Raw genomic sequence first — 21,446 nt, 5'->3', positions numbered from 1 at the left:
TCGTCAAAGAAGATTTTTTGATTCATCGACAATAACTACTTCTATCCGTTCAAAGATTATTCGTTATTTAGACGTCGATAGACATCAATGATTTCTTTCGCTAAATCGGTAAATGCGATTGATGTCATTAGGTGATCTTGTGAATGCACGGTCAACAATGTCACGGTCATATGATTGCCTTGCGCTTCTTGTGTCAACAATCCTGTTTGCGAATGATGCGCTTCCACAAGAGATGCTTCAGCATCTTTGATTTTTTGGTCAGCTAATTCGAAGTTCCCTTCTTTTGCTGCCGCGATTGCTTCCATTGCGTCACTTTTTGCATTACCACCATACATGATCAATCCCATAATGGCTTCCAAATTTTGCTCATCCATCTTTAAAAATCCTCCTTACACTTCGATCCTAAAAAATCTTAGTTCATTAATGTTTCTGCTTGTTGCAATACTTTTTCGCCGTTCATCATGCCATAGTCTGCCATGTTGATCACGTCCAAAGGAATGCCTTTTGGTGCTAATTTTTGTTCAAATTGTGATTTCATGAAACGTACTTGTGGTCCTAACAATAGAACATCGACTGGTTTTGACTCCAAATGTTGGTCGGCTTCTGAAGCTGAAACAGCAAAGATATCTGCTTCCATTCCTTTAGCTTCGGCTGCTTTTTGCATTTTTGTCACCAATAGACTGGTACTCATTCCTGCTGAACAAACCAGCATAATCGTTTTTTTCGCCATCGCGCATCTGCTCCTTTCTGTTGTAAGTTACACTTTACTATAAAGCAAAAAGCGTGCCAAAAAAAATAAGTTCAGACCTTTATTTATCAATGGTCTGAACCAATTTCTCATTTACACACTCGCAGTTTTTTCATTACACACTAAAATTGTGTGCGGATTCATCATAATTTTTGATTTTGTTTTCTAAAAACATTTGGGTTAAATAGGCGATCTCATCTTCAGAAAATTTGATTTGATAATTTTTTTCAATTTGTAATAAATGGGTTCGTAAAACATCCATTTCAATTCGGTACCGTTTTTGGAAAGTAGCTAAGTTGACGAAAGTACGGGAAGGCTCCTTCTTCAATAAACTTTCTACCAAAAAGGCTAAATGAATGACTAATCCTGCATCGACGGTTGGTTCTACAATCACATGCAATTGATTTTGAATCTGATGAACGATTCGTTGCAGGCTTTCGATCAGATGATAGACGGACCCAACATGAGTTATCGTATTTTCCAATGAACGCACGATCTTTTCGATCGGCACTTCATCTGAAGCGATTCGTTTTAGCACATTCAAGCGATTGTCATCAAAAACATCATAGGCGGAGAAAAACGGAATGTTTTGATAATCGATCTCGACGGTGCCGGCAATAGCTTTGATCTCATATTCTTCTAGCAAGCCGTCAATATGTTTTTTGAAGGTTTCTTTTTCAATAAATTGCATTTGGATGATCTCGACTTTTGATTGATCGACGACGGGATAAATTCGTTGATAAAGTTTGGCAGCGACACCTTCCCCAGTAAAGCAAGTAACGATGACTGCCTTTTTATTTCCTTTTGCTTCACGAACCGTACGGAACTGTTCTTGTACGATGGTTTCAAAAGAACGCTGAATGTTTTGGTAGATATCTTCTAAACTGCGCCCACTCTCTGCCATCCGCAAAGCTTCTAAAACAATCATCGTGCTGACCATCGAAATAGCTTTCGTACGAATCCCCGTCTCTTCGGAAATCAAATTCGCAAATGAATTGAGGGAGCCCATATCGGTTAAAAGCAATAAGCCATTGCTCATCTTCTCTTTGTTTTCATTGATATAATTCAACAGCTGGTCATACATTTGCCCGACTTCCATATCCAAAGACATATTCATTGCCTTGCCATGGTCGGTCTCCAGCAGCTCTTGGGCTGTCTCCAGCATACTGCTGGCAGTTGCCTTGCCATGCATCAAGACAATGATCTCGATTTTTTCAAGGGGCAATGGCGAAGGCTGTTTGACTTGAATCGCTAAAAACATACTGATAAAGCCGATTTCATCAAATGGGATCTCGACATGACGTTCCTCTTCAATGATCGTCGATAAATCCATTGCCACTTGAAATTCGGATTTTAAGTTTTTTCTAATCGTGTTCAAATCCGGATGAACGATCATATGTCCCTCTTTAACACGTTCCAGCGTACTTTGCAAATGCAACGCAAAGGCAAAACGGGCTTTTTCACTATAAGTTCGATCTAACCTCTGACCTGCCAAGTCATAAAGAACATTGGTCAGTTTCCAAATGTCTTCTGGAATCAACTCTTTATGAACAGGGTTTTGGATCAATTCTTCGACATATTTTTCAAAGTAGGCATCCACATCCTTAGAGATCAAGTTTTCTAAATCAACATTGGCTACACCGGTTTCAATCAGTGTGCTGACTTTTTCTTCGATCTCATTGTACACCTGCATATTCCGTTGCGGATCACGAGACCAGACAACATCTGGGTCGCCGGGTTCGAAACTCAGAAAGTCGCCTTTGCCATCTAAAAACCGATCCAAGCGTTCTGACATTTCTTTGATCTTCAACAGCCCTTTTTGAACTTGCAGTGAGCAATCGCCTTTTCGAATCAGGAGGTGTTTTTTCCCATAGGTCCGATAATGTAAGAATGCCTTCGCACAGACGAGTTTCAGGTCTCGCTTGATTTGACCGATGTTGCCTTCTGCATCATAGAGCATAAAGGCCAATATCGCATCTCGCTCGACATCGATCCGCTGATTTAGACGGGTCGCCTCTTGCTTGATAAACAAGGAAATGATTTCATACCGTTCATCTAGCGAACGACTTTCCACATTTGGCAAAGTAATAGCCATGGGAATTCGCCGATTGAAGGTCGTCAAAAAGGTTTCTGATGATTCAGTGGTGGCACCAATGATCTGCACGGCGGCTTCATGAACTTGGTTGCTTTCCCCTAATGGGCGGTAGATCCCTTTGTCAATGAAGGTAAAGAGCATTTCTTGGCCTTCTGGCGGCAGTCGATGGATCTCATCCAAGAACAATATGCCGCCATCGGCTTTTGCCATAAGTCCTGGACTATCTTCTGCAGCACCTGTGTAGGCCCCTTTTTTAATGCCAAAGATGTGACCAAACAACAACTGCGGATTTTGTGCATAATCCGCACAATTAAACGATACGAAAGGAGCATCTTTTTCTAACATATTTGATTCAACCGCAAAGTGATACATACATTCGGCAAATAAGGATTTACCGGTACCTGTCTCTCCAAAAATAATGGTATGGAGTCCTCTAGGCGGATATAAAATTGCTGCTTTGGCTTGCTGGATACTTACTTTTAAAGAAGCTTGAACCCCAACAAGACTTTCAAAACTCACTTCAGAGGAAACATCCACATGCACCGTTTCTTCTAATGGCTCATAAACGACCGGACGGCCGGAACGTTTGCCGATTTTCTTTTCTTTATAAAGCTCACTGAGATAACGGCTTGCATTGCTGCGATCGATTTGTAAGATTTTAGCGACGTCAACTGCGGTCAACCCTTGCTTATGCAGTTCGATCGTTTGAAAAATCTCTTCTTTTCGCGAATTCATTCGATAGCCTCCTCATTTTTTTACACACTAATAATAAACAACGTTAATGGTAACACAAAAAGACGCTCAATGGCGTCTTTTTCCTTTGTCTTTTTGCTTTTTCGTCTTTTTCTTGGTCTTTTTAACAGGAGTGTGTAATTTTTCAGATGTTTTCTTGGAAATTTTCTGCACACTTACTATTTTCGTTTCTTTCTTGCTTTCCTTTTCGATAACAGGTGCTTCTGTGTGTAATTGTCCCCCATGCAGATAGACTTCCTTGAGTTCTATGGACAATTGATTCGCGATTTTTTTCAAATCCTTCAACGAATGGTCTTGAACGATCGTGACGACGGTTCCTTCTTTGCCCATTCGTCCAACACGTCCTGCCCGGTGCAGATAGGATTCTTTTTCTAACGGGACTTCCGTATTGATGACATAAGGCAAATCCACCACATCTAAGCCGCGAGAGGCGACATCGGTCGTCAATAATTCTACTAGTTTTCCTTGACGGAAGCTCTCCAGTGCGCCTTTTCGGGCAAGTTTGTTTTGGTCAGATGCTAATGATGCCACCGGCAAGCCGTGAAACAGTAGTTTTTCTTCTGCATTTCCCATTGCGCTTAATTCATTGAAGAAAACCAAGGCTTGAAAGTTTGGTAAATGAGCAAAGCGCCTTAAAGCATCCACGATTCGTCGTTGCGGATAATTCAAATAGTAGTGATGGATCACGCCTTTGCTCTGATCTTCTTGGGTAACATCAATGATCAGCGGCTCTTTTGTCACCAATGGTCGAATCTCATCAATCACTTCGTTAGCGGTTGCTGAAAAGAAACTACGCTGGATTTGTTTTGGCAATGTTTGATTGATCTTGGCAGCCAGTGTGAAGGCCCCTTCTTTCAATAATTGGTCAACCTCATCTAATACCAACGATTGCAACTGCTGGGTCTTGATTTTTTTTGCTTTGATCAATTCTAACACTCGGCCTGGGGTGCCAATCAAGACCTCGGGCTTGTCTTTCAGTTTTTCCACTTGGCGTTTTGTACTTGCGCCACCAATTAGCGGCAGAACGGTCAAACCAATGGCTTGGGCCCATTCCCGGGCCACTTCTGTGACTTGCATCGCTAATTCTTGTGAAGAAGTCAAAATCAACAACTGATTGCCTTGCTTTACCTCGACTTTTGTTAACAGTGGCAAGAGGTACGCCAATGTTTTACCAGAACCGGTCGGTGAGACTCCAATGACAGACTCACCATCTTTTAAAGGGCCAAAGGTTTTCTCTTGGATCAAGGACGGTGCGTGATACCCTGCCGCTTGCCATTTTTCCTGCCAGATGTCTGGCAATTGTGTCAATTCAAATACTGTCATAAATGTTCCATTCCTTATTTTTTATCTGCATCAAAAATGATGCCTGCTTGTTTACGCATAAGAGCGATGGTTTCATTGACACTGCGAGCAAGTTCCACCCATTCCTCATACCGTTGTCCTTGTTGGGGATCATTTTTGTTTTCGATGATGTCTGCAAAGTCTTGTGCTTCTTCGATCATCGGGTTTTCTAAAGCACTTACTGCTAATGCCTGTGTTTGTTTTGTTTTTCGCTCATAAAACGCGGCTTCTTCGATGGCATTGACGGCATTTAGGTCTAATGTACCGTCTTCAAAATAGATTTCTGAACGCAACTCTGAATCAGCAATTTTTCCTGTTTGGATTGTGACATCAAAGTCAGCATAGCGCAACACTGCGGTCCCGATACCATCTACACCAGTCGGTAATTTACGAGCAAAATAATGAACATCTTGCGGTTTGCCAAACCAAGCGACCGCCGCATAAATCGGATAGACGCCCAAATCCGCTAAGGCACCGCCAGAAAAATGTGGAGAAAAAATATTTGGTTCCTCCCCAGCTAGTACAGCGTCATAACGAGACGAATATTTCATATAAGAAAAGTTCGCCCCAAGAATGGCACCGCGTGTCGGTAAGAATTCGGCTACAGTAGAAAAACTTGCTTCATGGATGTTGCGAGCTGCTTCAAAGAATAATACCTGTTGCTGATTTGCCAATTCGATGATCTCCGCCATTTCCTCAGGCGTTGAAAAGGCTGGCTTCTCCACAATGACATTTTTTCCTGCTAAAATACCTTGCTTGGCTTGTTCAAAGTGCAAACTATTCGGAGACGCGATGTAGACCGTGTCCATATGAGCTAAGCCAAAAAAAGTGTCCAGATCGGTCGCATACTCGATATCCCCATATTTTTCTCCAAAACGTTGTGCCGTTGCTAACTTTCTTGAGTATACGGCAACCAATTGATAGCGTTTGGTTTCGTGGGCTGCTTGTACAAATTGATCGGTGATCCAATTTGTGCCGATAATCCCTAAATGAATCATGTTTTTTCCTTCTTTCTTCTATAGATTAGGGTCGTCAAAGACGACATTCAAATCAAAAGGGATTGGTTCTTTGACCGTGATCATCCCTTGGTTTACTTGGCAATTATAGGCAAACACTTCGACACCCTTGCTTTGCGCTTCAGCGATTTTAGTGGCTAGATCCGGTTGCATCTGTCGATGGATCGTGGCGATTTGCACCGCTTCAAATTGGATCATAAACAAAACCGCCGCATAATAGCCAGCTTCTTTGGCATGGATCAATTCATTGACGTGTTTCAAGCCACGAATGGTTGGTGCATCTGGAAAAGCACCGACTTGCTTGTTTTCAAGGGTCATTCCCTTGATTTCTAAAAAGCCTTTTTCTTGTTCATCTGTTTCAAAATAAAGGTCGAATTTTGATGTCCCATAGACAACTTCCCTTCGCAAAAGCGCGATTCTCCCTTTGATATTTGGCAACTGGATCGTGCCATCCAAGAGGCCTTCATAGCCTAAACGATTCGGTACTTGACTATCGATGTTGATCCATTGGTCTTGTTTCTTGACTGAGATCAAGTCGTAATTGGTTTTGCGTTTCGGATTGTCCCAATATTGCAGGGTAACAAGCGCACCTTTGTGCAAGAGCTCTTTTCCTCGTCCGGTATTTTTTACATGGACGATTACTTCTTGACCGTCAACGAGACATCGGGCAATGAACCGGTTGTCTCGCACGAGAAACGTGGCTAAAAGGGTATTCGGATAATTCATTTTCTCACCTGCTCTTTTGAATCATAGCATATTTTGATAAAAACTTCTAAACTTCAAACTAAAGTACCATGCTTTTTTACCTTCTCATGGTATACTTATGGCAATTGTTTTCTAGTGCGAAAAAGTGGACACCTGTCCACAAGGCACAACTTGATGAATCGTAAATGATAGGACGTGTATAAATGAAGAAAAGGTCTATTTTGATTGGTTTATCTCTTGCAACGGGCGTGGTCAGCTCCTTGCTGTTGCGAAAAGAAAAACAAAAAAATGAGAATCGCCAGAATTTCATTGGTAATTGGCGTTTTACTTCCAAGACAAAAGAAGATGTCACGATAGAAATAGCCAATGATTATTCGTTGACCATCGAAGGCAAGCCTTTGACTGCTTCCATCGTTGAATTGACTCCGATGCGGTTAGTTTTACTGGACACATTTGGCTATCATTTAGTTCTTGAACAAAAAGGCTCCGTCATTACTTTATATGATGAAGCAGAAGATTGCCACTATTCTTTGACAAAAATCATCTAAAATCGCTGAGAAAGACAAGTTCATGTTTTCTTCACATTTTCTTCGGTCAATTCTCAGACTTTTTATCAGCATTTCTTGGCAATCCATGCTATCATTAACTTAACAAGTGGTTGAACAAGGTGTTCCGTTGAGTGATGTTTGATCGTTCATAGATTAAGGTGTAGGTTCGATTCCTACCTTCCACATTTATTTTAAATAGAAAGAAGGGATTTTTATGTTAACGACCTTTATTTCACTCTTTTCCATCTTTGCTTTAGCTGCATTGTTAGCTGGGACATTCTTTTTAGCAAAATTGGCTATGCAACAAGAAACGAAGGCGGTGAAAGTTCCCGTCAGAGTCCAAAACCAAAACCCGAGAATCCATTCCAATCGTCGCTAAGTGAATCAGTTTGACCCTATGTCAATTCACAAAAACTTGCCTTCTATTTTATAGGAAGGTAAGTTTTTTTGTTAGCTATTATTTACAATAAACAACCTTAGTCACGTAACGTCTCAGTTTGTCTACTGAGGGATCGGTCTTACGCAATTAAATGCTAAGTTTTCTCTTAGAGTATTGCAACGGTGGATACTCTTTGTTAAAATTTTTGCTTAGATACAACTTTAAAGGAGCTACTACATATATGCAGAAAATAACCAAGTTCGGGTATTCCATCGTTGCTGCTTTGGCAATCCTCTTTGCTGCTGCCGGCTTACCCGTCGTTTCGTATGCTGATGATACAGCTATGAGCGCCGAAGAGATCCAAGATTTTTCAGTCGATGCAAAAGCCGCTTATTCCATTGATTTTGACACAGGCAAAGTGTTGTATGATCAAGATGGTGAGACCGCCATGGGCATCGCCTCCATCACCAAGATCATCAGTCTCTACCTTGTAGCTGAGCAAGTAGAGCAAGGAACCATCGCTTGGGATGATCCTGTCCCTATTTCAGATTATGCCGCGAATCTCAGCGTGTCGCCAAACTTATCGAATGTCCCTTTGCATCAAGACGTTACCTATACAGTAAAAGATTTGTATGATGCCAGTTATATCCAATCTGCAAATGCTGCAATCGTAGCGCTCGCGGAGCTGATTGCTGGGTCTGAAAGTGCCTTTGTTGATCAAATGCAAGAAAAAGTGCAATCATGGGGCATTACCGATGCAAAGATCGTTAATGCTTCTGGCTTGAACAATACTTATTTAGGGGACAATATCTATCCCGGGTCAACTTCCACTGACGAAAACGAACTTTCCGCAAAAGATGTCGCCCTGATTGCTCGCCATTTGCTGCAAGACTTTCCAGACGTTTTAGAAGTAACAAGTCTTTCCACCAAACAATTCGGCGAAGGTTCCTATTCGCCTGTCGAGATGGTCAATTGGAACTGGATGCTTCCAGGCTTTACGAATACTAAAGATGGGGTTGACGGTCTTAAGACTGGTACGACAGATATGGCAGGCGCCTGCTTTGTCGGAACCGCCGTCAAGGATGGTCAACGAATTATCACCGTCGTGCTAAACGTCAATGGTCATGCGGAAAATCCAAGCGTACGTTTTATCGAAACAGGTCGGTTGATGGACTACTCCTTCGATGCTTGGGAACAAGTAGAAATTCTACCAGAAAATGCACAGTTAGAAGATACACAGACGGTGACAGTCAAAGATGGGAAAGAATTGAGTGTTCCCGTTGCCTTAAATCAAGGTTTGACCTTATGGGTACGTGGAGATATGGATGCAACAGCCTTTGAAACAACCATTGACTTTAATGAGCATTATCGTGATTCTGCCCTGCAAGCGCCATTGACTGAGGGCACAGAAGTCGGTACTGTAAGTGCTTCGATTCCAGCTGATACGCTTGGTTATATTGATGCTTCTGATCATGACGAAACTGCAGGATTGGTCACAACACAAACGGTAGAAAAAGCCAACATCTTTGTTCGTGCTTGGCGCGGTGTGTCTACCTTTTTCGAGAATCTTTTTTAATCCAAACCAAAGAAAAAATCTGTCCTGAGCAAAGATTGCTTCTCGGACAGACTTTTTTTATTCTACCGTTTCCACCGTTGCTGCTGCCAAAGGCTCAACAGGGAAAAACAATTCAACTTCCCCTTCTTTAAAATGAGGAAGATATCTTTCTTGGATCGCTGCTGACAAGTGGACGTTATTTTCTGGTAAAACTTCGATCAACATTTTTTCAGTCATCATGGTCAAGTTTTTTTCATCCGTTTTTACAACGAGATAGGTCATTGCGGGCATTTCCCAACGGACCCAACCGACGGGAGGAAAATTTTCTGTATGGACTTGAACGCCTGCCAAATAACGGCCGGTTTCTTGCCAAGGCTCTAACCAATTAGTGCCATCACTCATTAAGCCCCAAAATTCCAGTTCTTCTGCCTTTTGATCGCTCACTAGAAATTCGATCTCTTCAAAATCCTTTGTTGCAAGTTCCCATAGCGCTGGTACCCAAGAAGCTCCTTCTTCCGCTAATCCCTTGCCTTCTTTTCCGATCACATAAAAAGCGGGCCGTTCAACGCGAATCACTTCACCTAATTGCATGTTCCTTCCTCCTTCTTTTCTTCATTTTAGCGAATTGCAAGAAATTCAGCAACTTTGACCTTAGCAACAAGCAATTTTTGTCATTTTTCGGTATACTAGATGTATCGTTAAAGGAGTGAAAAACATGGATTTTACGCAATTGCTGATTTTTGCCATCAGCTATTTGACGGGTGTGATCGTCGTTCAAAAGTGGCGCAAGAATAAAGATGAGCCAGATATTTTCTTTTTTGAGTGCTGTTGGACGATTTTAGCCCTGCTGATTTATTTAGCCGTCTCAGAATTACGGACAGGCAGTTTCTTTATTCTAATACCAGTTGCCTTCGCCGGCCTTTTTTTATTTTCTTATCGGCGCAACAAGCACCGACTCGTAAATGGCTTGCTCTTTAATTTGTTTGTCTTAGCATTTGGTGGCTACCTAGTCATTAATCTATACCGAACACAAGATATTCTTGTAGGTGGTCTATTGGCTGTTTTGCTAGCGATCTTCTTTGCTGTATTATTATTCGGCTTAGCCATTCTCGTGGTCTTTCTTTACTGGAATTCCATTATTGTTTTACGAAGAGAGTCGCGATCAATCGCCAATCTATTGACCCTGATCTTAGCAGTGGTTTTGACCGTTTTATTATTTTCAGATACCCTTTTGCACTTTTTCCCGGATTGGATCCGAACCTTATTCGGCGTTGTTCCCCTAAGTCTGATGTATCTATTTGTGGTCTTTTTGAACTTTTTATCGATTTCAGTCATTTATCAGTTCAATCATCCTCGTTACAATCAAGATTTTATCATCGTCTTAGGAGCAGGTCTTTTGAATGGCACCACGGTCTCCCCTTTATTGGCCAAGCGTATCAATAAAGCAATCTCGTTCTACGAAGCGCAATTTAAAGCGAAAAAAACCGCTCCTCGGTTACTGATGTCAGGCGGCCAAGGAAGCGATGAAAAGCTGCCAGAAGCTGTCGCGATGAAAGAATATGCAGTTGCGCAAGGAGTGCCCGAAGGAGAGATTTTAGTAGAAACAAATTCCACGACTACTTATGAAAACATGAAGTTTTCGAAAGAAATCATGGATTCCTTAAAGCCAAATGGCTACAAAGTTATTTTTTCCTCCAACAATTACCATATTTTTCGTGCCGGTCTCTATGCAGATCAAGCACAACTTAAAGCGGATGGTATCGGAGCACCCACCGCCTTTTACTATTTACCAAATGCCTTCTTACGAGAATTCGTAGCGATCCTTTTTATGCACAAAAGACGACACTTAATGGTATTGATCACCTTACTGATCCTTTATGTAGGCGCAGCGATCCTCCAACTTATTTTTGGCTAAGCAAACAAAAAAAGTTCTTTGAACCGGCTGGTTCGAAGAACTTTTTTCTTATTGAATCGTACGATGTTTCTTCCAGAAACGTTGTTGCCATTTTTCTTTCATACTTTCTGTAAGTGGTTCTGATGCTTCTTTGATCGCACAATATTTGTCAACCATTGTGACAATATAGCTTTCTTTATAACGTGGCGGCGCAATCGTTGCTCCCCACATATGTTTCAAGATGATATCTTTTTCTAGATCACTTAGTTCAGTGATTTTTTCAGCATTTTTTACTGCAATTCGTGGATGCATATACGCATGGGTACCTTCATCAAACTTTGTGGTACGCCAGTCATAGTAGAATAAATCATGAAGGAGTCCTGCACGAGCTGTTGCACGAGCATCGCCGCCCCATTTCTTGGCCAATTTGTAACTATAATAAGAGACGCTGATCGAATGTTCCAAACGTGTGGAGTTCATATGCTGCACAAAGTTGGCTAATTTTTTTACAGCTTCTGTTTCTAACAGGTCAGCCACGTAAGACATATATTCGCTATCTTCTTGCCATTTTTCTGTCATAAATTTTTGTCTGCCACCTTTTTTTGATCTGCTTGATTGTTACAAGACAAAGTATAGCACCTATTCATCGAAGATTCTAGGTGAGGTGCAATAGATTCAAATAGTTTAACAGTTCCTTAAAAATCTAACTGACAGAAAAATACATCAAAATTCCGGCTGCAATGGCGACGTTCAATGATTCCGCCTGACCATAGATGGGAATATACACATTTTTGTCAGTCAAAGCCAACAGTTCTGGGTGAACCCCTTGTCCCTCGTTACCTAAAATAAAGGCAGCTGTTTGTTCTTTAGGAAGCTCGGTATAAGGAACGGCTTCTTTATTTAATTCGGTGCCATAAATCGTCACGCCAGCTGAGCGTAGCTGCTTTAGAAATGGCGGGATCGCTCCTTCTAAAATCGGTAAATGATAGTTGCTTCCCTGCATGCTGCGCAAGACTTTTGTGCTGTAAAGATCTGCTGTTCCTTCGCCGAGAAACACCCCGCTAAATCCAGCAGCATCCGCTGTTCGAATCATGGTACCAACGTTCCCGGGATCTTGAACATTATCTAAAATCAACCAATTACCCGTCAGTGTCTGTAAGTTTTGCTCTTGCTTTTCCACCACGGCAAAAATTCCTTGTGGTGTTGGTAAATCAGAAAGCATCGCTGCGATCTCCTCTGTGATCAAATAGCTTTCTTCCTGATAATCACCGAGCTGCCCATTGGCTTCGCTTAACCCTCGCGGTGTCACCAACAACGCTTTGATAGGTACTTTGGCCTGCAGCGCTTCTTGCACTAAATGCCAGCCATCGATCAAATACGTATTGGTCTGTGTACGGTGTTTTTTTTGTGTTAGTTTTTTGATTTCCTTGATAAAGGTATTTTTTTTCGATTGAATTTCTTTCATGTGGTCACCTCAATTTATTATAGCATGAGTCAATCGATCTAACTTGTTCTTTTACTGAAAAAACGCTATCATTATAAGCAGAGGAGGGATTGTCCATGAAGAAACTACGAATCCATGTTCAAGGGCGTGTCCAAGGTGTCGGCTTTCGTTATACCACGAAAATGCTTGCCGATCAGTTAGGGGTCACAGGATCTGTAAAAAATGAGGCAGATGGTTCTGTTTCGATTGAAGCGATTGGAGATGAAAAAATCATCGATGCCTTTGTTGCCGGAGTGAAAGATTCTCCTTCTCCCGCTGGAAAAGTGAACCAAATCGACATCCAACCAGACGATACCATTAAAGAACGTACTAGCTTTGATGTAGTCTATTATTGATAATTGAATGTTTTCTAAGTCGAAAGATTGATTTTTCAATGAATTTCTCTTTGTACATTGAAATAGTCGGTCTTTTTTAGTATAGTTATTTTTGTCTAAATTTATTGTGAAGAGGAAGAATAGAATGTCTAAAATGAATAAATGGCTGCTTTCATCAGGATTATTTGGCCTGTTATTAGCATTATCAGGCTGTGTCAGTACCAATGCTGATGGTACGCCGAAAGAAACAGGAATGATTTATCGCTTTTTGGTGAAACCTTTAGGTGATATGATCACGATGCTCGTTGAAAACTTCAACTGGTCTTACGGCTGGGCGATCATCGCCGTAACGATCGTTGTCCGCGTCATTATCTTACCATTAGGGATCCATCAGTCTCGAAAAACGATGATTCAAAGTGAAAAAATGCAGTTTCTGAAACCTCAAGTGGATATTGCGCAAGCCAATTTGAAGAAAGCAACCACTCGGGAAGAACAAATGCAAGCGCAAGCGGAGATGCAAAAAATCTATTCTGAAAACAACGTCAGTATGTTTGGCGGTATCGGTTGTTTGCCTTTACTGATTCAGATGCCGATCTTCTCTGCCCTCTACTTCACCGCCCGTTACACACAAGGAATCCAAAACTCTGAGTTCTTTGGCGTATCATTAGGTGACCCCAGCATCCTCTTTGTAGCGATTGCTGGTATTTCCTACCTGGCACAAGGATACATCTCAACCATTGGGATTCCGGAAGAACAGAAAAAAACGATGAAAACCATGTTGATCGTTTCTCCATTGATGATCGTTTTCATGTCAATGAGTGCACCAGCTGGTGTGACGCTTTATTGGGTAGTCGGTGGGGTCTTCAGTTGTATCCAAACATTTATCACGAATGTCATCATGAAACCAAAAATTCGTGCCCAAGTCGAAGCAGAAATGAAAGCCAATCCGCCAAAAACGGTGGTTACGCCTCGCAAAGATGTAACTCCTGAAAAAACAGAAGCTGTCAAAAAAGCGTTGAACACGACAAAGCCTAATGGAAAAGGTCGTAACGCAGGCAAGCAGCAACGTTAGTAATTCTTGACCAAATCGCTCAATGAGTGGTTTGGTTTTTTGTTGTTTTCAAATGGGAATCAGTTGCTTCTTCTTCTGCCTTTCGCTATAGTAAATGAGAGGTGAGCACATGTTTCAAGCATATATCAATATTTTTGTCATTTTCAGTCTCATGTTTATCGGTTATTGGTTGTCTTACAAACAATGGTTTTCTAATCGAACCGCCGATACGTTTTCAAAATTGGTATTAAATGTCTCATTACCAGCCAATATGTTTTTAACGATTATTAAAAACTTTACGAAAGATGAATTTCTTTCATTGGTTTCGGGGATGATCATCCCATTACTTTCCATGATGATCACTTACTTCGCTGGTTATTTATGGCGACGTTTCGCGCAAGTTGAAGCCAAACACCAAGGCGCATTTTCCGCCATGTTTACCTTTTCCAATACGATCTTCATCGGCTTACCGATCAATTTAGCTATTTTTGGTGAAAAAGCCGTTCCTTATGTGTTGTTGTACTATATTGTAAATACGACATTATTTTGGACCATCGGTATTTTTGAGTTAGCAAAAGACAATCCTGATTTTGGTGAAGCCCGGATTTCCTTTCATCCATTGGTCATGCTAAAAAAGATTTTTTCACCAGCCTTGATTGGTTTCATCATCGGTTTGATCTGGATGCTATTCACCTTACCGCTGCCCTCATTTGTTGATGGCCTTGGAAGCTATCTAGCAGATTTGACGACACCCTTATCAATGTTTATTATCGGAATCATCGTCTACTTTGGGGGACTCAAAAATTTGCGAATGACGAAAGACATTGTCGGTGTCTTGTTTGGTCGTTTCGTTCTTTCGCCCCTCGTTGTGTGGCTGTTAAGCAGAATCATCCCTGTTCCTGAATTGATGCTTTCTGTGTTTATTATTCAAGCCTCTATGCCCGTCCAAAACTCTGTCCCGATCCTTGTACGAAACTACCAAGGGGATGAAGAATTTGCAACTTCATGTTTAGGCTATTCCGTCTTACTGTACATGGTGTATTTGCCTGTTTTGCTTTTTTTCTTTTTTTAGCTATTTAACGAACTTTGTCGATAAATACTCGTTACCAAAGGCATTCGCTTCTTTCGGTAACGAGTATTTTTCTCCTCTTTGTATGGTAAAGGTTCGATTGATTCGCTACCAAGGCTGGCCCCTATGATTTCCCACAATAGACCACGATCTTTCTGATTTTCGTCAGATTGTGGCTGCTTAGATCGATTTCACAAACAAGACAAAAAAGCACATCATGCAGAAACTAGCTATACTAGCCATTATGATGATGTGCTTATTTTTTATCTTAAGTGAACAGCCGGTGGTTTACAACATATCAAACAACGATAACTGATTTTCATCAGGTAAATCTTTAAGAACACCGTTATCCGTCATGTATTCAATCAAAGTCTTAGAAACTTTCCCGCGATTGGCGAGATCTTCTTTCGATAAGAAAGGACCATTTTTCCGTGCTTCCACGATTTGTTTCGCTACGTTTAGTCCCAAACTCGGCACTGCTCGAAATGGTGCGATCAATTTTTTTCCGTCGATCACGAAGTTTTCCGCATCCGATTTATACAGATCGATCATCCCAAATTCATAACCGCGCTCTAACATTTCATTGGCTAACTCCAGAACGGTTAACAGATTCTTTTCTTTCGTTGACGCATCCAATCCTTTGTCAGTGATTTCTTGCATCCGTTCTTTTACGGCGTCTTTTCCTTTTGACATGGCAATCAAATCAAAATCATCCGCCCGGACAGAGAAATAAGCACAGTAATAGAGAATTGGGAAGTACACTTTAAAGTAAGCCACCCGCAACGCCATCAAAACATACGCCGCCGCATGGGCTTTCGGGAACATATACTTGATCTTCGAACAAGAATCGATATACCATTCAGGGACATTGTTCTCCCGCATCGCTTGCAAGTAAGTGTCCCGCAAGTCGTCAGGGATCTTGTTCCATTGCCCTTTACGAACCGTCTCCATGATTTTAAAGGCCATCCCGTCATCTAAGCCAGCATGGATCAAGTACACCATGATATCATCCCGACAGCCGATTACTTCTGCTAGACTGGCATCTCCGCGACGAATCAGTTCTTCGGCATTGCCCAACCATACATCGGTACCATGGGAAAGACCAGAGATCTGCAAAAGCTCTGCAAACGTCGATGGATGGGTTTGATCCAACATCCCCCGCACAAATCGGGTCCCAAATTCTGGGATGCCTAATGTACCTGTTTTGGAGTAGATCTGCTCTTCAGTCACACCTAGCACGTCCGTACCACCAAAAATACGCATCACTTCCGGATCATCCGTGGGGATCGTTTTAGGATCGATTCCTGATAAATCCTGCAGCATCCGAATCACCGTTGGGTCATCGTGTCCCAGGATATCCAGTTTTAAAATATTGTCATGAATGGAATGGAAATCAAAATGGGTCGTTTTCCATTCTGAATTTTGATCATCTGCTGGGTATTGAATCGGCGTGAAATCATAGACATCCATATAGTCTGGAATAACGATGATTCCCCCCGGATGCTGACCAGTTGTCCGTTTGACGCCAGTTGCACCCTTAGCCAATCGATCGACTTCAGCTGCTCGATAATGGAGATTATGATCGCGCTCAAAGCCTTTTACGAAACCGAAGGCTGTTTTATCGGCTACTGTACCGATCGTTCCGGCACGATAGACATATTCTTCGCCGAAGAGCACTTTCGTATAGTTATGGGCCTCTGGCTGATATTCCCCAGAGAAGTTCAAATCGATATCGGGGACTTTATCGCCATGGAAACCAAGGAAGGTTTCAAAAGGAATATCATGGCCATCTTTGTTCAGACGTGTGCCGCATTTTGGACATTTTTTCTCTGGCATATCATAACCAGAACCATACGAGCCGTCTTCGTAAAACTCAGAATACTGGCAATCGGGACAATAATAATGAGGGGCTAATGGATTGACCTCAGTGATCCCAGTCATCGTTGCTACGAAACTAGAACCGACTGAGCCCCGTGACCCTACTAAGTAGCCGTCTTCATTGCTTTTATGAACCAGTTTTTGTGAGATCAAATAGATCACGGAAAACCCATTCCCAATGATCGAATCAAGCTCTTTTTTCAAACGTTTTTCCACAATTTCTGGTAATGGATCACCGTATAGCTCTTTGGCACGGTTGTAACTCAAGTCGGTGATCTCTTGTTCAGATCCGGGAATCTTTGGTGTATACAGATCATCTTTTACCGGAATGACTTTTTCACAGAGATCAGCGATTTTATTTGGGTTCGTCACCACAATTTCTTTCGCTACTTCTGGACCTAAAAACTGAAAAGCGGTCAGCATCTCATCGGTTGTTCGGAAGTGTACATCCGGTAAACTATGTCGATTCAAGGGATTGGCGCCCCCCATTGAATTGATCAAGACCTTACGATAAATGGCATCTTCTTCGTTCAGGTAGTGGGCATTCCCAGTAGCAACAACGATTTTCCCTAACTCTTCACCCATTTGGATCAAATTCCGAATAATGTCTTCTAGGTCTTTTTCGCTTTTCACGAGCTCCGTTTCTAGGAGATGGGCATAAACTGCTTTGGGCATGACTTCGATATAGTCATAAAACTTAGCAAGTTCCCGCGCTGCATCGACCCCTTTTTGCATCATTGCGACAAAGACTTCCCCTTTATCACAAGCGGTTCCGACTAACAATCCTTCCCGCAATTTCACCAATTCTGAGCGCGGGATCCGTGGGACTTTATCATGGAAGTACTTCACATTCGACATCGAGATCAGCTTGAATAAATTCTTCAATCCCGCCTGTGTTCGGGCTAAGATCGTGGCATGGAAAGGCCGAGCTGCTTTATAGGAGTTCTCGCCCCCAACGTGTCGGTTCAAATCTTCGTGCAGCAGCATGTCATGTTTTTCCATCGCTTCTTTGACAAAGATCCACGCTAAATGACCGGTTGCCTCGGCATCGTAGATCGCTCGGTGATGTTGCTCCAAACTAACGCCGAATTTTTTGGAAAGGACACCTAAACCGAATCGCTTAAACTCTGGATACAAATAACGAGCGAGTTCCAATGTATCAATGACGGGGTTTTCTGCTTCTGGAATACCGTATTTTCGATAACTTGTATTTAAGAAGCCCATATCAAATGACGCATTGTGGGCAACTAGAATGGCTCCTTCAGAAAAATCACGGAACAAACGTAAGACTTCTTCTTCCGATTTTGACCCCCGAACCATTTCATCGGTGATCCCCGTCAATTCTACAGTCGTTCGTGATAAAGGATGGCCAGGATCGATGAATTCATCAAAGGAGCCTTCCACGTTGCCTTTATGCATCCGCACAGCGGCCAATTCAATGATGGTGTCGTACACTGCAGACAATCCGGTGGTCTCCACGTCAAACACGATATAAGTGGCATCAGTCAGTGGGACAGGCTTCGGATTATAGGCAACCGCTACCCCGTCATCCACGATATTGGCTTCCACACCGTAAAGAATTTTTACCCCGGCTTTTTCTCCGGCGTGATGGGCATCAGGAAACCCTTGTGCGCCACCATGATCGGTGATCGCAATCGCCTTATGGCCCCACTTGCCAGCTTGAGCGACAAAGTCTGCCACATTGTTGGTTGCATCCATCGTACTCATATTAGAATGCAGGTGAAGTTCGACCCGTTTTTCGCCTTCAGGTGCATAATCTTTGCGGGCCTCGTGTTTGACTTCCAGCAAATCTTGCGCATTCATAACGAGATCTCGCATAAAAGTATCTTCTTGAACACTACCACGCACTTTGACCCAACTACCTTTAGCAATGGCATCAAAGACTTGTTCATCTTTTTCATTATTGGAGAATTTTTTCACACTAAACGACGACGTATAGTCGGTGATTTTCAAAATCAAAATCTTCCGTTTTGAACGCAATTCTCGAACTTCTTTATCAAAGACATACCCTTGGATCGTAACTCTGCGTTCTTCCTCAATGATATTGATCATCGGTGTCACAGGTTCATCGGCAGGAATATTACGTCCCAAGGCAATTGGTCCGTCAAATTCGACTGTTTTGACTTCTTTTTTGCGTTGCTCGTGGGCCATTAAGTTCTCAGCGGCTTGCAATTGGAAGGCTGCCGTTTGTTCTTCTTTTCGTGCTTCAAGTTCTTTCAAGGCTGCCTCAGCCTGTTCTTTGTCTAGCTGCGGCAAGATCCGAAATTTTTGAAACCCGAAAGTCCCATAATTTTCCTCAATGATCGGTAAGTACTGTTGCTGCAAAATCGTGATGACCGCATCATTGTTGACGGGTAAAATCACTTTGTTCTCTTGAATCATAGGCATTTGATTTTTAATCACTTGATGAACTAACGGCCGATCACAATTTTGATTGGCTAACGCTAATGGCCAGTATTCTTGAATGAACTGCTCATCGAAGGAACCATCTTGAGCTTCAATGACAATGCGAACTTCCGCGATCTCTTTAAACGCTAGTTCAATGTGTTGTTTAAAGGATTGATACACCATCACCGGTAATAAACGTTCAAATTGGAAATAAAACGTCCACGCTTTTGATTGTCGATGCACGGTTACTTGTCTGATTTGGGCAGTCTGCATCAACGGATGCTGCCGAAGATTTGGGGCAGCTGCAATTTGGTCTAATAATATCTCAAAGGTCTCTCTTTCTTTTGACAATTGAAGATCCTCCTTTTCTCAGTACTCACTAGTATACCTCTTTTTGTCTTCACTTTCATTAAAAAATCGAGAAAGGATTTCCTCTCTCGATCTACCATTTGTTCCGATTTATTCTTGGTTGGCTAATAAAATCGTCAAGGTCGAAGCGACTTCTTCTTTCCTCACTTCAACGGTTGCGCCAGTATGCTTGATTTTGATCTCCACGATGCCTTCTACGGCTTTTTTACCGATGGTCAAGCGAATCGGACAACCAATCAAATCGGCATCTGCAAATTTGACCCCTGCACGTTCATTGCGGTCATCCACCAATACTTGATAGCCGACTTGGTTCATCATTTCTTCTACTTCTTCACTTAAGGCATTTTGATAGCTATCTTCAATCGACGTTTGGATGATATGCACATCAAATGGGGCAATTTCTTGGGGCCAATCGATCCCAAACTCATTGCCGTATTGTTCGACGATTGTTGAAAGCAGCCGAGAAACGCCCAGACCATAACAGCCCATGATGATTGGTTGTTCATCGCCATTTTCATCGACAACCGTCGCTTCTTGGGCCTCGCTGTACTTGGTTCCTAACTTGAAGATATGCCCAACTTCGATTCCTCGCGTAAAGGTTAAGGTTCCTTTTCCATCTGGGGAAGGATCGCCTTCTTGAACCAAGCGAAAATCGGCAAAGGCTAGTGGTTGAAAATCACGGCCTACATTTGCATTGAGAAAATAGCTCTGTTTTTCTGCCGCTGGGACGATCAGATTCGCCATATCTTGGACATGCTGATCCGCATACAATTGGATCGAATCAGCAAGCTCAATGGGGCTGCGAAGTTGTGTGTCACTGGTCAGATAGGACTCGGCTTCTTCAGCAGTCAGGACCTTCACTTGATCAGCCGCTAAAAAATGCTTGATTTTTGTTTCATTGAGACTGTGATCACCTCGAAGCAATACCATTATGACTTGCTCGTCAACGAGCAGCAAAAATACTTGAACGATTTTTTGCAAATCCGTATCGTGTGTTTTCGCCAGTTCCTCTAACGATAATGATTCTTTATGAACGACTTTTTGTAACTCTAAGTAGGTCTCATGAGATTTTTTAGCGATATACTGACTAGTTGCTAGTTTCCAATTGGCGACATAGTCGCTTTCAGTCGAATAACAGATCAGCTCTTCGCCGATTCCAGACAATGCCAAAAACTCTTTTGAATCTCGGCCACCCATCAAGCCATTATCCCCGACCACTGCCCGATACTCGATCCCACAGCGTTTCAATATGGCATGGTAAGCCATTTCGTAGCGATTATAGGTTTGATCTAAGCTGGCTTCATCGGCGTGAAAAGAATAGCCATCTTGCATGATAAATTCACGGCTGCGAATCAATCCAAAACGCGGCCGCTGTTCGTCCCGATATTTCGTTTGGATCTGATATAAGCTCAAAGGCAGCCGCTTATAAGACGTGATCTCGTTTTTGATCAATGTCGTGAACGGCTCTTCGTGAGTGGGCCCTAAAACGATCTCTCGTTCGTTTCGATCTGTCAACCGATACAAAGACTCACCATACAATGAGGCCCGTCCAGACTCCTTCCATGGTTCATACGGAAGCAAAGAAGGCATCGCCATCTCCACAGCATCGATTTCTGCCAGCTCCTCACGAATGACCCGTTTGATCTTTTCTAACACCCTTTGAGCTAATGGCAAGTAGACATAGATGCCTGCCGCCACTTGTCGAATATACCCTGCCCTAACTAACAGTTGATGACTTAACGTCTCCGCATCGCTGGGGGTTTCCCTCAATGTCGGAATCAAACATTTTGACTGTTTCATTTTTTTCTCCTTTGCTAC

General features: G+C 42.3%; 18 protein-coding genes. 7 read left to right on the top strand and 11 right to left on the bottom strand.

Annotated elements, in window-relative coordinates:
- Window positions 1-56: 56 nt before the first annotated feature.
- The 6 genes from IGK63_RS05435 to sfsA form a co-directional block, all read right to left on the bottom strand.
- Entirely contained in the window at window positions 57-374 is a 318-nt protein-coding gene (locus IGK63_RS05435) for a PTS lactose/cellobiose transporter subunit IIA (protein ID WP_005236949.1), read from the bottom strand.
- Window positions 375-412: 38 nt separating this feature from the next.
- Window positions 413-730, bottom strand: coding sequence for a PTS sugar transporter subunit IIB (locus IGK63_RS05430; RefSeq protein ID WP_005229471.1), 318 nt, complete (start codon window positions 728-730; stop codon window positions 413-415).
- Between the two features lie 133 nt (window positions 731-863).
- Window positions 864-3,578, bottom strand: a complete 2,715-nt coding sequence (locus tag IGK63_RS05425) for a sigma 54-interacting transcriptional regulator (RefSeq protein WP_016613177.1) — start codon at window positions 3,576-3,578, stop codon at window positions 864-866.
- A 66-nt stretch (window positions 3,579-3,644) separates the two neighbouring features.
- Complete coding sequence (locus tag IGK63_RS05420) at window positions 3,645-4,919, bottom strand: DEAD/DEAH box helicase (protein WP_422708670.1); 1,275 nt, start codon at window positions 4,917-4,919, stop codon at window positions 3,645-3,647.
- Between the two features lie 14 nt (window positions 4,920-4,933).
- Window positions 4,934-5,935, bottom strand: a complete 1,002-nt coding sequence (locus tag IGK63_RS05415) for a Gfo/Idh/MocA family protein (RefSeq protein WP_008381134.1) — start codon at window positions 5,933-5,935, stop codon at window positions 4,934-4,936.
- A gap of 18 nt (window positions 5,936-5,953) precedes the next feature.
- On the bottom strand, window positions 5,954-6,679 hold the full coding sequence (gene sfsA / locus IGK63_RS05410; RefSeq protein WP_016613175.1) for a DNA/RNA nuclease SfsA: 726 nt from the start codon (window positions 6,677-6,679) through the stop codon (window positions 5,954-5,956).
- Between the two features lie 182 nt (window positions 6,680-6,861).
- Between sfsA and IGK63_RS05405 the strand changes: the two genes are divergently transcribed.
- The 3 genes from IGK63_RS05405 (at window position 6,862) to IGK63_RS05395 (ending at window position 9,161) form a co-directional block, all read left to right on the top strand.
- Complete coding sequence (locus IGK63_RS05405; protein ID WP_008381130.1) at window positions 6,862-7,206, top strand: DUF4828 domain-containing protein; 345 nt, start codon at window positions 6,862-6,864, stop codon at window positions 7,204-7,206.
- 214 nt (window positions 7,207-7,420) lie between these two features.
- Window positions 7,421-7,585 carry a hypothetical protein gene (locus IGK63_RS05400; protein ID WP_008381128.1) on the top strand — a complete coding sequence of 55 codons (165 nt, stop codon included), beginning with the start codon at window positions 7,421-7,423 and terminating at the stop codon, window positions 7,583-7,585.
- A gap of 241 nt (window positions 7,586-7,826) precedes the next feature.
- Window positions 7,827-9,161 (top strand): serine hydrolase, encoded by a 1,335-nt coding sequence (locus IGK63_RS05395; RefSeq protein WP_142424431.1) that lies wholly within the window; start codon window positions 7,827-7,829, stop codon window positions 9,159-9,161.
- A 57-nt stretch (window positions 9,162-9,218) separates the two neighbouring features.
- Here the strand turns inward: IGK63_RS05395 and IGK63_RS05390 are convergent, their stop codons facing one another.
- On the bottom strand, window positions 9,219-9,731 hold the full coding sequence (locus IGK63_RS05390) for a GyrI-like domain-containing protein (protein ID WP_086317016.1): 513 nt from the start codon (window positions 9,729-9,731) through the stop codon (window positions 9,219-9,221).
- A gap of 124 nt (window positions 9,732-9,855) precedes the next feature.
- Here IGK63_RS05390 and IGK63_RS05385 point away from each other — a divergent pair, with 124 nt between their 5' ends.
- Window positions 9,856-11,055, top strand: a complete 1,200-nt coding sequence (locus IGK63_RS05385) for a YdcF family protein (RefSeq protein WP_086299623.1) — start codon at window positions 9,856-9,858, stop codon at window positions 11,053-11,055.
- 48 nt (window positions 11,056-11,103) lie between these two features.
- Here IGK63_RS05385 and IGK63_RS05380 read toward each other — a convergent pair whose 3' ends face one another.
- Window positions 11,104-11,613 (bottom strand): HD domain-containing protein, encoded by a 510-nt coding sequence (locus IGK63_RS05380; protein ID WP_005236965.1) that lies wholly within the window; start codon window positions 11,611-11,613, stop codon window positions 11,104-11,106.
- Window positions 11,614-11,737: 124 nt separating this feature from the next.
- A complete protein-coding gene (locus IGK63_RS05375; protein ID WP_422708668.1) occupies window positions 11,738-12,499 on the bottom strand; it encodes a TrmH family RNA methyltransferase in 762 nt (253 codons plus the stop codon).
- 95 nt (window positions 12,500-12,594) lie between these two features.
- Between IGK63_RS05375 and IGK63_RS05370 the strand changes: the two genes are divergently transcribed.
- The 3 genes from IGK63_RS05370 (at window position 12,595) to IGK63_RS05360 (ending at window position 14,975) form a co-directional block, all read left to right on the top strand.
- On the top strand, window positions 12,595-12,873 hold the full coding sequence (locus tag IGK63_RS05370; RefSeq protein ID WP_422708666.1) for an acylphosphatase: 279 nt from the start codon (window positions 12,595-12,597) through the stop codon (window positions 12,871-12,873).
- Window positions 12,874-12,997: 124 nt separating this feature from the next.
- Window positions 12,998-13,924, top strand: coding sequence for a membrane protein insertase YidC (gene yidC, locus IGK63_RS05365; RefSeq protein ID WP_005236971.1), 927 nt, complete (start codon window positions 12,998-13,000; stop codon window positions 13,922-13,924).
- Window positions 13,925-14,033: 109 nt separating this feature from the next.
- Window positions 14,034-14,975, top strand: a complete 942-nt coding sequence (locus tag IGK63_RS05360; protein WP_034872197.1) for an AEC family transporter — start codon at window positions 14,034-14,036, stop codon at window positions 14,973-14,975.
- A 285-nt stretch (window positions 14,976-15,260) separates the two neighbouring features.
- Here IGK63_RS05360 and IGK63_RS05355 read toward each other — a convergent pair whose 3' ends face one another.
- Window positions 15,261-19,610 carry a PolC-type DNA polymerase III gene (locus tag IGK63_RS05355; RefSeq protein ID WP_016613170.1) on the bottom strand — a complete coding sequence of 1,450 codons (4,350 nt, stop codon included), beginning with the start codon at window positions 19,608-19,610 and terminating at the stop codon, window positions 15,261-15,263.
- 108 nt (window positions 19,611-19,718) lie between these two features.
- Complete coding sequence (locus IGK63_RS05350) at window positions 19,719-21,428, bottom strand: proline--tRNA ligase (protein ID WP_008381112.1); 1,710 nt, start codon at window positions 21,426-21,428, stop codon at window positions 19,719-19,721.
- Window positions 21,429-21,446 lie beyond the last annotated feature (18 nt).

Origin of the sequence: Enterococcus sp. AZ040 (assembly GCF_050499185.1) — a bacterium.
Lineage (GTDB): Bacteria > Bacillota > Bacilli > Lactobacillales > Enterococcaceae > Enterococcus_D > Enterococcus_D entomosocium.
This window is presented reverse-complemented; position numbering and strand designations above follow the sequence as displayed.